This is a genomic window from Nocardia flavorosea (assembly GCF_015477805.1).
Lineage (GTDB): Bacteria > Actinomycetota > Actinomycetes > Mycobacteriales > Mycobacteriaceae > Nocardia > Nocardia flavorosea_A.
Window position 1 is genome coordinate 19,340 of the sequence record NZ_JADLQL010000002.1, and the last position, 13,275, is coordinate 32,614.

At 67.9% G+C, this 13,275-nt stretch carries 12 protein-coding genes and 1 tRNA gene; 5 read left to right on the forward strand and 8 right to left on the reverse strand.

What is annotated here, in order from left to right; translation table 11 throughout:
- Window positions 1-15: 15 nt before the first annotated feature.
- The 5 genes from thrB to argS all read right to left on the reverse strand — a co-directional run bounded on the left by thrB (window position 16) and on the right by argS (window position 6,712).
- A complete protein-coding gene (gene thrB, locus IU448_RS09115; RefSeq protein ID WP_195055164.1) occupies window positions 16-993 on the reverse strand; it encodes a homoserine kinase in 978 nt (325 codons plus the stop codon).
- Between the two features lie 2 nt (window positions 994-995).
- Window positions 996-2,057, reverse strand: a complete 1,062-nt coding sequence (gene thrC / locus IU448_RS09120) for a threonine synthase (RefSeq protein WP_416383001.1) — start codon at window positions 2,055-2,057, stop codon at window positions 996-998.
- 122 nt (window positions 2,058-2,179) lie between these two features.
- Window positions 2,180-3,556: a homoserine dehydrogenase gene (locus IU448_RS09125; RefSeq protein ID WP_195056186.1), complete on the reverse strand. Its 1,377-nt coding sequence runs from the start codon at window positions 3,554-3,556 to the stop codon at window positions 2,180-2,182.
- Window positions 3,557-3,579: 23 nt separating this feature from the next.
- Window positions 3,580-4,995, reverse strand: coding sequence for a diaminopimelate decarboxylase (lysA, locus tag IU448_RS09130; RefSeq protein WP_195055166.1), 1,416 nt, complete (start codon window positions 4,993-4,995; stop codon window positions 3,580-3,582).
- 58 nt (window positions 4,996-5,053) lie between these two features.
- Window positions 5,054-6,712 (reverse strand): arginine--tRNA ligase, encoded by a 1,659-nt coding sequence (gene argS, locus IU448_RS09135; protein WP_195055167.1) that lies wholly within the window; start codon window positions 6,710-6,712, stop codon window positions 5,054-5,056.
- A gap of 91 nt (window positions 6,713-6,803) precedes the next feature.
- Between argS and IU448_RS09140 the strand changes: the two genes are divergently transcribed.
- The 3 genes from IU448_RS09140 (at window position 6,804) to IU448_RS09150 (ending at window position 8,648) form a co-directional block, all read left to right on the forward strand.
- Window positions 6,804-7,775, forward strand: a complete 972-nt coding sequence (locus IU448_RS09140; protein ID WP_195055168.1) for a DUF3105 domain-containing protein — start codon at window positions 6,804-6,806, stop codon at window positions 7,773-7,775.
- Window positions 7,775-8,482 (forward strand): DUF305 domain-containing protein, encoded by a 708-nt coding sequence (locus IU448_RS09145; protein WP_195055169.1) that lies wholly within the window; start codon window positions 7,775-7,777, stop codon window positions 8,480-8,482. Before IU448_RS09140 ends, IU448_RS09145 begins: the two co-directional genes overlap by 1 nt.
- A gap of 93 nt (window positions 8,483-8,575) precedes the next feature.
- Window positions 8,576-8,648, forward strand: a tRNA-Arg gene (locus tag IU448_RS09150).
- A 119-nt stretch (window positions 8,649-8,767) separates the two neighbouring features.
- Here the strand turns inward: IU448_RS09150 and IU448_RS09155 are convergent.
- Both IU448_RS09155 and IU448_RS09160 read right to left on the reverse strand, forming a co-directional pair.
- Window positions 8,768-9,799, reverse strand: coding sequence for a hypothetical protein (locus IU448_RS09155; RefSeq protein ID WP_195055170.1), 1,032 nt, complete (start codon window positions 9,797-9,799; stop codon window positions 8,768-8,770).
- A gap of 259 nt (window positions 9,800-10,058) precedes the next feature.
- Window positions 10,059-10,517, reverse strand: coding sequence for a nitroreductase family deazaflavin-dependent oxidoreductase (locus tag IU448_RS09160; RefSeq protein ID WP_195055171.1), 459 nt, complete (start codon window positions 10,515-10,517; stop codon window positions 10,059-10,061).
- A gap of 254 nt (window positions 10,518-10,771) precedes the next feature.
- Between IU448_RS09160 and IU448_RS09165 the strand changes: the two genes are divergently transcribed.
- Entirely contained in the window at window positions 10,772-11,314 is a 543-nt protein-coding gene (locus IU448_RS09165) for a MarR family winged helix-turn-helix transcriptional regulator (RefSeq protein ID WP_195055172.1), read from the forward strand.
- Window positions 11,315-11,401: 87 nt separating this feature from the next.
- Entirely contained in the window at window positions 11,402-12,448 is a 1,047-nt protein-coding gene (locus tag IU448_RS09170; RefSeq protein WP_195055173.1) for a hypothetical protein, read from the forward strand.
- 26 nt (window positions 12,449-12,474) lie between these two features.
- On the opposite strand, the gene IU448_RS09175 is transcribed toward IU448_RS09170, so the two are convergent.
- Window positions 12,475-13,251 (reverse strand): enoyl-CoA hydratase, encoded by a 777-nt coding sequence (locus IU448_RS09175; protein ID WP_195055174.1) that lies wholly within the window; start codon window positions 13,249-13,251, stop codon window positions 12,475-12,477.
- Window positions 13,252-13,275: the final 24 nt, after the last annotated feature.

Genomic DNA, 13,275 nt, shown 5'->3' on the forward strand with positions numbered 1-13,275 from the left:
AGACGGACGCGCCCGTCAGGCGATCCGGACGCCTTCCGCGAGGCCGGGCTCGACCACCCGCAGCCCGTCCGCCGCGGCACGCGCACGCAGTTCGTCGGGGAAAGCGCTGGTCCCGAGTGCGAGCACCGTGGGGCCGGCGCCGGAAACGGTAGCCGCGATTCCGGCGGACCGCAAGCGGTCGATCCAGGCGGTGGTCAACGGCAGCGCGGGTGCGCGCTGGGCCTGGTGCAGCCGGTCCGCGGTGGCCGGGAGCAGCAGATCGGGGCGCTGGGTCAGCGCGACCACCGCCAGCGCGGCCCGGCTCACATTGAAAGCGGCGTCGCGATGCGCGATCAGTTCGGGCAGCAGACCCCGGGTCTGTGCGGTGGAGGACCGCTCCTCGGGGACGAGTACCACCGGTCGCAGGCCGGGGTGCCCATCGAGGCGGACGGCACGGTAGATCCGCTGCGGCGCAGCGATATCACCGATGGCCTCGGGACCCGGGCCGGTCTCGGTCCAGGAGACGACGATACCGCCGAGCACGCTGGCCGCCGCATTGTCGGGATGTCCCTCGAATTCGGCGGCGAGCTGCACCATCCGGTCGGTGCCGACGGCCAGGGCGGGGTCGAATTCCGCGGCCAGCGCGCAGCCCGCGGCGATCCCGCCGACCACGGCTGCCGCCGAGGAACCCAACCCGCGGGAGTGCGGAATCGCGTTCCGGCACAGCACTTCCAGGCCGTCGGCCCATACACCGGCCGATTCCAGACCGCGTTCGATGGCCCGGACCACCAGATGCTGTGGCCCCCAGGGCACCTCGTCGGCGCCCTCCCCTTCCACGCGGATATCCAGTCCGGAATCGGCGCTGCGTACCTCGATCTCGTCGTAGATACCGAGCGCCATCCCCAGCGAATCGAATCCGGGGCCGAGGTTCGCGCTGGACGCGGGAACCCGGACGGTGACGGTGAGCCCGGCCGGCAGGGTGGGAGCGGTGAGCCGGCTCTCGCGCGTATCCAAGATCAGGCCAGTTCGAGTCGAGCGGCGACGGCCACCGGATCGACCGCGATGGCCTGCACCTCGGGCATACCGAGGAGAGCGGTATCGGGATCCTTGAGCCCGTTACCGGTGACCGTGCAGACCACCTTCAGCCCGGGTTCGAGCCAGCCGTCGGCGCGGGCGGCCAGCACCCCGGCGACGCTCGCCGCGGAAGCGGGTTCCACGAAGACCCCTTCTTTCGCAGCGACCAGCCGGTATGCCTCCAGGATCTCGTCGTCGGTGGCCGCGCGGAACGCGCCACCGGACTCCTCCTTCGCCGCGACCGCTCCATTCCACGATGCGGGCGCACCGATCCGGATGGCGGTCGCGATGGTTTCCGGTTCCTTCACCGGGGCGCCGTTGACCAGCGGTGCCGCTCCGGCGGCCTGCACGCCCAGCATGCGCGGCAGCGAACCGGTGACACCGTCGGCGTGGTATTCGCGGTAGCCGCGCCAGTAGGCGGTGATATTGCCGGCATTGCCCACCGGCAGCGCGTGCACATCGGGGGCGGTTCCGAGCACATCGCAGATTTCGAACGAGGCGGTTTTCTGACCTTCGATCCGCGCCGGGTTCACCGAGTTGACCAGCCCGATCGCCGGGAAATCGGAGGTGACCTTACGCGCCAGTTCCAGGCAGTCGTCGAAATTGCCCTCGACCTGGATCACCTTGGCGCCGAGCATCACAGCCTGGGCGAGTTTGCCCATCGCGATCTTGCCCTGCGGGATGAGCACCGCGCAGGTCATCCCGGCGCGGGTCGCGTAGGCGGCGGCCGAGGCCGAGGTGTTGCCGGTGGAGGCACACAGCACCGCCTGCTGTCCCCGGTATTTGGCATCGGTCATCGCCATGGTCATACCGCGGTCCTTGAACGAACCGGTCGGGTTGGCGCCCTCGACCTTGAGGTACACCTCGCACCCGGTGAGTTCGGACAGGTACGGAGCGGGCACCAGCGGGGTGCCGCCCTCGAACAGGGTGACCGGCTCCCAGTCGGCCGCGCCCGCGAGCCGATCCCGGTAGGCGGCGATCAGCCCGGGCCAGCGGGAATGCACGCCGGACTGCGCGGCCACGCCGGAAGGCCCGCCGCCGCCCCTGACGGAATCGCTGCGCGATGCAGTTGGCCCGCCCGTCGCCCCACCGCCGCCCCTGACGGAATCGCTGCGCGATGCAGTTGTCATTCTTCGGTGCCTTCCAATCTCAGAACGCTGGTGACAGATGTGACGGATTCCATATCCGCGAGTGCGGCCACGGTTTCGGCCAGCGCCGACTCCGTCGCCAGGTGGGTGACCACGACGAGCCGTGCCCGGTCATCGTGCCCCTCCTGCCGGACGGTGGAGATACTGACCCCGTGCTCGGCGAATTTACCCGCCACCCGGGCCAGCACACCGGGACGGTCTTCGACCTTCAAGTTCACGTGGTAGCGGGTGGGTGTATCGCCCATCGGCGCGATCGGCAGCGCCGCGTAGACGGATTCACCGGGCGCCCGGCCACCGAAGAACTTGTTGCGCGCGGCCATCACCAGATCACCCAGCACCGCCGAGGCGGTGGGCGCACCACCGGCGCCCTGACCGTAGAACATCAGCCGACCGGCGTTCTCGGCCTCGACGACCACCGCGTTGAATGCCCCGCTGACCGTGGCCAGCGGATGTTTGCGCGGAATCAGGGCCGGATAGACCCGCACCGAAACCCGTTCCTTACCGCCCTCCGCCGGCCCCGGCTCCCCCGGTCCGGCCGGAACCCGTTCGCAGATCGCGAGCAGCTTCACGGCGCAGTTCACCGCGGAGGCGGTTTCCAGATCCTCGGAGGTGATCGTGGAAATGCCCTGCCGGAACACATCGGCGGCCGTCACCCGGGTGTGGAAGGCGAGCGAGGCGAGGATGGCAGCCTTGGCGGCGGCGTCGTAGCCCTCGACATCGGCGGTCGGATCGGCTTCGGCGTACCCGAGGCGGGTGGCTTCGGCGAGGGTCTCGTCGTAGTCCGCGCCGGTTTCGTCCATGGCGGACAGGATGAAGTTCGTGGTGCCGTTGACGATGCCGACCACCCGGTTGACCCGGTCGCCGGACAGCGACTGGATCAGCGGCCGCACCACCGGAATGGCCCCGGCGACCGCGGCCTCGAAGTAGAGATCGGCGCGGCTGCGTTCGGCCGCGGCAGCCAACTCCCCGGTGTAGTCGGCCAGCAGCGCCTTGTTGGCGGTGACCACGGATTTACCGGCGTTGAGCGCGGCCAGGATGAGCGCACGAGCCGGGTCGATACCGCCGATGACCTCGACCACCACATCGACATCGGACCGGGCGACCAGGCCCTCGGCGTCGGTGGTCAGCAGTTCGGCGGGCACACCGCGGTCCCGGTCGAGGCTGCGTACCGCGACCCCGCGCAGGGTCACCGGTGCGCCGACCCGCGCCTGCAGATCGTCGGCGTGCTCGCGCAGAATCCGCACGACCTCGCTGCCCACATTGCCCATACCCAGTACCGCGACCCCAATGGGCCGATCCGGCCCCCACTGGCCCGGTACGACATCGTGCACCGCGGGCACGCTCACCTCGGGCATATCCGCCCCTTTCGTCGCGTCCATCAGACCTCCAGACCGAGCAGATCGTCGATCGTTTCCCGGCGCAGGATCAGCCGCGCCGTGCCGTCCGCGACGGCCACGACCGCGGGTCTGGTCAGCATGTTGTACCGGCTCGACATGGAATAGCAATAAGCACCCGTCCCGGCCACGGCAACGAGGTCACCGGGCCCGGCGTCGGCAGGCAGCCAAGTATCGCGAATGATGATATCGCCGCTCTCACAATGCTTTCCGACGACGCGGGCCACCACCGGCCCGGCCTGCGAACCGCGCGAGACGAGTTGGCAGTGATAATCGGCCTGATACAGCGCGGGGCGGATGTTGTCGCTCATCCCGCCGTCGACACTGACGTACCGGCGGCGCAGGCCACCGTCGAGGGAAACGTCTTTGACGGTGCCGATCTCGTACAGGGTCACCGTGCCCGGCCCAGCGATCGCCCGGCCCGGTTCGACCGCGATCCGCGGCACCGGCAGCCCGGCCGATTCGGCTTCCCGCGCCACCAGGGCCCGCAGCTTCGCGGCGAACGCGTCCAGTTCGGGCGGGGTGTCCGACGGCAGATAGGAGATACCGAGCCCGCCGCCCAGGTCGAGCAGCGATACCTGCGCGGTACGTTCGACACCGAATTTGTCGACGGCTTCCCGGAGCAGCCCGAGCATCCGGTGCGCCGCGATTTCGAAACCGTCGATTTCGAAGATCTGCGAACCGATATGGCTGTGCAGGCCGACCAGACGGAGATTATCGGCCTCGAAAACCCGGGCCAATGCCTCCATGGCATCCCCGCCGGCGATGGAGAACCCGAACTTCTGATCCTCGTGCGCGGTGGAAATGTATTCGTGGGTATGCGCCTCGACCCCGACGGTGACGCGGACCAGCACATCCTGGACCACTCCGGCCGTGCCGGCGACGGCTTCCAGCCGGTCGATCTCGACCAGCGAATCGACCACCACATGGCCGACTCCCGCCGCGACCGCGGCCTCGAGTTCGGCGACGGATTTGTTGTTGCCGTGCACCGCGATACGTTCGGCCGGGAAACCGGCGTGCAACGCGACCGCCAGTTCACCACCGGAGGCCACGTCCAGCGACAGTCCTTCGTCGCGGACCCATCGCGCCACCTCACCGCAGAGGAAAGCCTTGGAGGCATAGTGCACTCGCGAATCCGGACCGAAAGCGCGCACCATATCGCGGCAGCGGGACCGGAAATCGTCCTCGTCCACCACGAACAGCGGAGTGCCGAACTGCGCGGCGAGTTCGGTGACCGGCACGCCCCCCAGCCGCACGACATCATCGGCGTCGCGGCTGGCGTTACGCGGCCAGACATTCTCGGGCAGATCGATCATTTCGCGCGGCTCCCCGGGGCGCTGCGGCAGATTCGGCGCGTGCGGGATATCGGCGTGCCGGGGCCCGGCCGGATGGACACTCATCGGTCTCCCTTCCTCACCCACTGCCGGAACAGTCGGTCGTTGCGATAGTGGGTGGCGGTCACATCCGCTCCGGTGCGGTAACACCCAGCAAGGCCAGCCCGTTGGCGAGCACCTGCCGGGTGGCGTTGGCCAGGACCAGCCGGGCGGCGTTGACCGGGCTCACGGGTTCGTCGCCCATCGGCAGCACGCGCAGCGCCTTGTTGGACTGGAACGGATGGTAGGCGCCGGCCAACTCCTCCAGGTAACGGGCGATGCGATGCGGTTCCCGCAGAGCGGCCGCACTCGCCACCACCCGGGGGAACTCGCCGAGGGTCCGGATGAGCGCGCCTTCGAGATCGGAGTCCAGCAGTGCGAAATCCGGTGTCACCGCGTCGTATTCGAACTCGGCGGCATTACGGGCGATCGACGCGGCGCGGGCGTGCGCGTACTGCACGTAGTAGACCGGGTTGACGCTTTCCTGTTTCGTCCACAGATCCAGGTCGATATCGATACTCGAGTTCACCGAACTGCGCACCAGCGAATAGCGGGCGGCGTCCACGCCGATGGCCTCCACCAGGTCGTCGAGGGTGACGACGGTGCCGGCGCGTTTGCTCATCCGCACCGCGACGCCGTCGCGCAGCAGGTTCACCATTTGCCCGATGAGGACCTCGACGCTGTCGGGATCGTCGCCGAACGCCGCGGCGGCCGCCTTCAGGCGCCCGATGTATCCGTGATGGTCGGCGCCGAGCATATAAATGCACAGGTCGAACCCGCGTGACCGTTTGTCCTGCAGATATGCGATATCACCGGCGATATATGCCGCATTGCCGTCGCTCTTGATGACCACCCGGTCCTGATCGTCACCGTATTCGGAGCTCTTGATCCACCAGGCGCCGTCCTTCGCGTACAGGTCGCCGGAGTTCTTCAACGTCTCCACCGCGCGCTCCACCGCGCCGGAGGCGAACAGCGAACTTTCGTTGTAGTACACATCGAAATCGGTGCCGAACTCGTGCAGCGTTTTCTTGATATGGGCGAACATCAGTTCCACGCCCTCGGCGCGGAACACCTCGAGGCGCCGTTCGGGGTCGAGGTCGAGCACACCGGGATGCGCGGAAACGACCTGGTCGGCGATTTCGGCGATATAGGCACCCGCGTACCCGTTCTCCGGTGTCGGCGCGCCGGTGGCGGCCGCGACCAGCGATTCGGCGAACCGGGTGATCTGCGCACCGTGATCGTTGAAGTAGTACTCGCGGGTGACCTCGGCGCCCTGCGCGGCGAGGATCCGCCCCAGCGCGTCGCCGACGGCCGCCCAGCGAGTGCCGCCCAGATGTACGGGACCGGTCGGGTTCGCGGAGACGAACTCCAGATTGATCTTCGTGCCGGCGAGTGCGGCGGCGGTGCCGTAATTCACACCCGCGGTCAGCACCTGTTGCAAGATCACGCCCTGCGCCGATGCTGCCAGCCGGATATTCAGGAAGCCGGGGCCGGCCACCTCCGCGCTCGCCACGCCGGAGGTATCGCCGAGCGCTTCGGCCAGCCAGCCGGCCAGCTCACGCGGATTCGTACCCGCCTTCTTGGCGACCCGCATCGCCACATTCGTGCTGTAGTCACCGTGTTCGGGATTACGCGGACGCTCCACATCGACCTTGTCGGGCAGGACCGCGGGGTCCAGTCCGCGTTCGGCGAGGACCTTCGCGGCCGTCGCGTGAAGGAGATCTGCAAGGTCGGCTGGAGTCACGAGTCTCTATCCTATGGTCCGAGTGGGTGCGCGCCGCGAGTGGGCACCGCAGCTATGCACTGTTCATCACGTGGAAAGAGCTAGGACCGGTATGCCGAACAGGACCAGCGCCAAATCGGCGAAAGCCGTCAAGGCGGCGGGCAAAGCTTCTTCCGCCAAAGGCGGCGGCGGTAAGAACAGGAACAAGCCACCGCTCATGCAGCGTATCCCGTGGCTCACGGTGGGCGCCGTCGTGGTGCTCGTCGCGCTGGTCGGAGCGCTCGCGGTGAGCCTTGTCCCGAAGTATCAGGAGCAGGCCGCGCTGCGGGAACGCCAGGAGGAAGTCCGGCAGTTACGCGAATCGCTGGGCCAGCAGTTCGCGCCGACCGAGCAGAACCAGGACCCGTCCACACAGATCCAGGGCGTGGTGACCCAGGAGTATCCGGCGGGTCTGCACGTCGATGCGACCCAGCGTGTCGCCTACGACAAGACGCCGCCGTTCGGCGGCCCGCACGACGCCTCCTGGGCCGACTGCATGGGCACCGTCTACGACAAGGCGATCCGCGAGGAGAACGCCGTCCACTCGCTGGAGCACGGCGCGATCTGGATCACCTACAACCCCGAGAAGGTCGACGAGGACGGAATCGACACGCTGAAAGCCTGGGTGGACGGTGAGCAGTACATGCTCATGTCCCCGCACCCCGATCAGGAAGCGCCCATTTCGCTGCAGTCGTGGGGGCACCAGCTCAGCGTGCCGAACGCCGACGACGAGCGGATCGGCCAGTTCGTCACAGCACTGCGCTTGAACAACTACGCCTACCCGGAAGTCGGTGCCAGCTGCACCAACCCGACCTTCGGTACCGAGAATCCGCCGGCCTACGACCCGAGCGAGCCCGGCGCGGATGCGGTGCCGATGGACGGCGGCGGCATCCAGCCCGACCAGAGCGAGATGAGCGGCGCACCGGGCGGGCTGCCCGGCGGACTGCCCGGTGGTATCCCGGCCGTCCCGGGGATGCCGGGCACGCTGCCGCAACAGCAGCAGGCGCCGGCGGGTGCACAGCCGGCGCCTGGGGCCGGGCAGTAATGCCGGGTACCGAGACCGCACCGGACGAATCGCGGCCGGGGCGCGGCCGGCGCGCGCAAGTGCGCGCACAACGCGTCCCGCTGCTGATCATCGGTGCGATCACCCTGCTCGTGGCCGGGTTCGGCGCCGGTGTCCTGCTGGCGCCGGACACCACCGGTGACGGCAGTCCGGCCGGTCCGGTGGATATCGGGTTCGCGCAGGATATGTCGGCGCATCACGCGCAGGCCGTAGAGATGTCCGGAATAGCGCTGAACGGTTCCACCGACACCGACGTCCGGCGGCTGGCCTTCGACATCCTCACCACCCAGCAGGGCCAGATCGGACGAATGCAGGGCTGGCTGCAGATGTGGGATGCACCGGCGAGCCTCCCCGGCAGGTATATGACGTGGATGCCGGCGGACGAGCACGGCGGTCACGGGCACGACCACGGCGGCGTGGGCATGGCCGCGATGCCGGGGATGGCCACGACCGATGAACTCCGGCAGCTCCGCGCCGCCCGGGGCGCACAACTGGACACGCTTTTCCTGCAACTGATGCTGCGGCACCATCAGGGCGGGGTCCCGATGCTCGAATACGGCGCCGAACACGCCGAGACCACAGAGATAAAGACACTCGCCGGTCAGATGCTGCCCGCTCAGCAAGGCGAATCCCGGTTGATGACCACGATGCTCGCCGACCGCGGCGCACGACCGCTCCCGTTCGAATGAGCCGCCACCACGCGTTTTGGCCCTACCGCGACTGATGCGTTACGCTGTGGACCGCCCGATCGACCGGACTTCCGGCCCCTCGGGTGGATCCCCGCCCTCGTAGCTCAGGGGATAGAGCGTCTGCCTCCGGAGCAGAAGGCCGCAGGTTCGATTCCTGCCGAGGGCACACACAGAAGAAGCTCCCGACCAGATATTCCGGTCGGGAGCTTTTTCGTTCACTACCGGCGCTGCCGGCCGCGACAACGACCGGCAGCGCCTGAACTGTGATTGCTTTCCCTGGAGCTATCAGTCGGGAGATTCGGCGAGCTGTGCGTGCAGGTCCAGTAGGGCGGGTATCTGCTCGGCCGGGCGGCGTCCCATACCGCATTCGGTCGCGATCCCGAAACGGGGGACGAACCCGCGGGCGGTCTTGATTCGGCGCCGGGCGCCCTCCCATCCGTCGGACGCATGAACCAAGCCCAGGTACAGCGTGGTCTCCGGCCGGAGCGCGAGACCGGCGAGCGGAGCGAAATACTGCTCATCGGTGCGGTCCTTCGGCACCGGCATATGAACCCACTGCAGTGGCCGGTGCAGCGCGGTGGCCACACCCGACGCCACCGCCACCAGTTTCGACGTGTCGGCGGGTTCGACGAAATGCCGGTGTCCGAAATCTCCGTAACACAGGTGGTAACCGAGCTCTACTTCCGCGGGGACCGCATCGCCCAGGCGAGCCGCCCGTTCGATCACTCCCGCGAGCAAGCCGGCCGCATCGCCGCCGAACCATGTCGGGAACACCCCCTCGAAGAGGGCGAATTCGACCGCTGCGTCCCACTGGACGGCCAGATCGCGATGCGGAATGTTATCGACGATCTCCGTCAGCTCGGCCAGGACGGCTGCCTCGTAGCGCCGCTCCAATTCCGCTTGCGGGCCCGCCATGAAGGCGCCGACCACTGCGATCGGTGTCGGCAGACTGACCTGGAAACGGGTACCCGGTGCGATCACTCCCCGTTCACGCAACCGCTGGAAGACCTCCCAGGAATCGGCCGCCGCCTGCGCGTAGCCCAGCTTTCCCAGTTCGATGGTGGCCGGGTCGATTCCGGGCGCGGGCTGAACGCGCTCACTCGGGCCGTACTCCGGGCTCGGCGGCGGCACGGTGACGAGATCGGGGTGGTTCTGTAGTTTGGGTAGTTGCCAGACGACCCAGTTGTCGCGTTCTCCGGTCTCGCCGTCGGGGATTCGCGAGATATGCCGCCCCAACCTGGTCGCGACTTGCTCGAAAACTGCGGCAGTATCCGCAAGCGGGATGCTGCCGCACAGGTGGACACCGGGACCGGACATCGAAACCTCCACATATAACTGTTCCTGCTGAAAGAACGCCGAGTGTAGGACTGCGATCTCGATGGGCACCGCCGAGACGGCTTCCCTCCAGTGATAAGGACCGTTCAGTTTGTCTGCGGTCATCGCGGCGGCCGGGTCGCGAACCGGAACGAATCGACAGCATTCGCAGGTTCCGACCGGGCAGTCGGAGCCACCTAGGGACCAGAAGGCCGTATGGCCGGTCCCTGCCGCAGGTATATGTGGCCCGAACCCACCGCGATCAGTGCCGGGTCAATCGCACCACCGGGTATTCCCGGGCGGATTTCTGCTGATATTTGCCATACCGCGGCTGCTGCCGGGTGATGTGTTTCCATGCCTCGGCCCGGTCCTCGCCGACGAGACGGTGTGGGGTCACCGCAACGGCCGGACTGCCGTGCAGTTCGACGGATGCCTGCTCGGGATGGGCCATCAGGTTCGCGTACCAGTCGGGATTCCTTTTGCCGCCGCCCGAGGCGACCACCAGCCACCCGTCGTCATCGGGGAACCAGGTGATCGGCGTTTCCCGGGGTTCTCCGCTCCGGCGGCCGGTGGTGTGCAGGATCAGCAGGTCCATCCCCAGGTATTTACCGCCCTTCCGGCGGATTTTGCCGGCGGTCCGCGCGTTCATCTTCCGCTGCATCCACAAGGAGAGCGCGCTGGGCGAACCCTTCTTCCGTCCGCTCTTCTGCTCCTGCGACATACCCCTACCTCCCTCTCGACCCATGTGCCGAACCGAACCGATCCGCTGGACCGGCCTGTTGTACACGACGCTAGTCGCGCTCGGCTGATCAGTGCTTCTCGATTCCGGACCGGGTCTGGCCCGGGAGGACGCCGACCAAGGGCGTCTTGGAGCGCGGGCGGGCGGAAGCGGCGCGCATCGCCGGAAAAGATCACGATCACCAACGGCGAGCGCGCGGTGGGGCCGGCCCGTCGCGCCGTGCGATGATCGACCACATGTCTCGTCCCCGGCCGCTACCACTGGACCCGATACAGGAGGCCCATCGTCAATGGGTCGGCCACGGCTGGGGCGCGGTCGCCGACGGGATGGCGGCGGTGACGTCGCTGGTCCGTGCACAGCAGATCGTCATGGCCCGGGTCGACGAAGCGCTGCGACCCACCGGGCTCACCTTCTCCCGGTACGAACTGCTGCAGTTGCTGAGCTTCAGCACCACCGGTGCGCTACCGATGGCGGTGGCCAGCGCGCGCTTGCAGGTCCATCCGACCAGCGTCACCAATTCGGTGGACCGGCTCGAGGCGGCGGGGCTGGTGAACCGGGTACCACATCCGAACGACCGGCGCGCGACCCTGATCGAGATCACCGACGCGGGACGTTCGCTGGTCGCCGAGGCCACCGAGTACCTCAACGAGCGGGTGTTCGCCCGTCCGGAACTCCCGCCGGACCGGCTGCGGACGCTACTGCAGTTGCTGGCCGAGTTCCGGCATACCGCGGGCGATTTCGACACCGGCGAGGAGCCGGCCCGCTGGAACGAGCCCTGAGCCGGCGAACAACGCCCAAGCACCCGATCAGCAAATTTCTCACCGGTTCGGCTTGGCAACCCGGGCCCCACAGCGCACCATATGTTTATGGTGCTGGTTCTCGGGGTATCGGTGGGCTCCTCGGGAGCGCGCGCCGTACTGACCCATTCCGATCAACCGCACCTCCCGCCGATCGACCGCTGCCATATCCCCCGCCCGCCCGGCGCACCGCTGGCCGACCCGGTGCTCGCCGCGGTCCAGCGAATGCATACAGCGGCCCGCCGGCGCGACGAATACATCACCGGTACCGCCGTGACCTGCCGGGACCACCGGCACGCCGAACTGGTCACCGAAGCCCTGGACACCGACCGGGTCGCCCTGGTGGACGAGCCACTGGCCCAACTCCGGTACCTGCGGTTCACCGAACAGCTACCGCTGTCCGGTTCGGTGCTGCTGTTCGATCTCGGAGCGTCCGGGCTCACCCTGACACAGGTGGACTGCCGCACCGATTCGGTGATCGCCGCCGCGCACTGCCCCGGCCTCGGCGGCGACGCCTACGACGAACTGCTGTGCGAATGGCTCGACAAGGCGGGAGTGTTCACCGACGAAGCGGCCGCCCGCCGGTACCGGGAAGCGCTGAGCAGCACCCGGGTGGTCACCGCCGCCGATCCCGCCACCGCCGAGCGCACGGTGATCACCCGCTGCGATCTCACCGAACTCTGCGCCGAACCGGTGGCGGAGGCCGCCGCCCTGATCCGGCGGGTGAGCGAAAAATCGGAGGTTCCGGCCGAAACCGTCGCCCTGCTCGGCGGATGCGCCCGCAATCCGGCATTACGCTCCCGGCTGGCCGAACTGTTCGACGTACCGCTGATCTGGGACCGGGAACCGGAGTATGTCTCGGCCCGCGGGGCGCTGCTGTTCGCGGCCCGGCGACCGTCCGCCGGAGCCCACACCGCGCATATCCGGGCAGGAGGTCAGGTGGTGCCGCTGCACCCGCCGGTGGCCGGCCGGCGGCGGGTGTATGCCGCGGCGGCCGTCACCATCGGATTGGGCGCCACCGTCGCGGGCCTGCTCACCGCACAGAACGGTACGGCGCAACCGGCCCGGAACACCTACGTGCCGACCGATGTTCTCGACGCTCCGCCCGAGCCCTGACCGGGCCCGGACGCCGATTCGGTGGTTCAGCGGTTGGTGAATTCGGCCGTCCGCTTGTCCACGAACGCCGCCATCCCTTCCTTCTGATCCGCGGTGGCGAACAACGAGTGGAAGACCCGCCGCTCGAAACGCAGCCCCTCACTCAGGGTGGTTTCGAACGAGCGGTTCACGGCTTCCTTGGCGATCATGGCCACCGGCAGCGACATCGCGGCGATGGTGGTAGCGACCTCGAGCGCGGTATCGAGCAGTTCTGCCGCGGGCACGATCCGTGAGACCAGCCCGGCGCGTTCGGCTTCCTCGGCATCCATATTGCGCCCGGTGAGCACCAGATCCATGGCCTTGGCCTTACCGATGGCGCGCGTCAGCCGCTGCGACCCACCGATCCCCGGGATAACGCCCAGCTTGATTTCCGGCTGCCCGAACTTGGCGGTATCGGCCGCGATCAGCAGATCACAGGTCATGGCAAGTTCGCAGCCGCCGCCCAGCGCGTATCCGCCCACGGCGGCGATGGTCGGCTTGCGGAACTGTGCCAGCCGCTCCCACCGCGCGAAGTAGTCGTCCATGAACATGTCCATATAGGACTTGGGCTGCATCTCCTTGATATCCGCACCGGCGGCGAAGGCACGATCCGATCCGGTTATCACCACCGCGCCGATCTCGTCATCGCGTTCGAGTTCGTCGAGGGCCGCGATCACATCGTCGAGGACCTGCGCGTTCAATGCGTTCAGCGCCTTGGGCCGGTTCAGCGTGATGAGGCCGACCTTGTCCTTACGCTCCAGCAGAATCGTCTCGAAGTCGGTCACAGCACATCCTCTTCGTCGAAACGG

Coding starts and splice junctions, on each gene's coding strand:
- IU448_RS09155 (WP_195055170.1), bottom strand. CDS start 9,799: ATGTCCGGTCCCGGTGTCCACCTGTGCGGCAGCATCCCGCTTGCGGAT.
- IU448_RS09165 (WP_195055172.1), top strand. CDS start 10,772: ATGTCTCGTCCCCGGCCGCTACCACTGGACCCGATACAGGAGGCCCAT.
- IU448_RS09125 (WP_195056186.1), bottom strand. CDS start 3,556: ATGCCCGAGGTGAGCGTGCCCGCGGTGCACGATGTCGTACCGGGCCAG.
- IU448_RS09160 (WP_195055171.1), bottom strand. CDS start 10,517: ATGTCGCAGGAGCAGAAGAGCGGACGGAAGAAGGGTTCGCCCAGCGCG.
- lysA (WP_195055166.1), bottom strand. CDS start 4,995: ATGAGTGTCCATCCGGCCGGGCCCCGGCACGCCGATATCCCGCACGCG.
- IU448_RS09140 (WP_195055168.1), top strand. CDS start 6,804: ATGCCGAACAGGACCAGCGCCAAATCGGCGAAAGCCGTCAAGGCGGCG.
- IU448_RS09170 (WP_195055173.1), top strand. CDS start 11,402: ATGGTGCTGGTTCTCGGGGTATCGGTGGGCTCCTCGGGAGCGCGCGCC.
- IU448_RS09145 (WP_195055169.1), top strand. CDS start 7,775: ATGCCGGGTACCGAGACCGCACCGGACGAATCGCGGCCGGGGCGCGGC.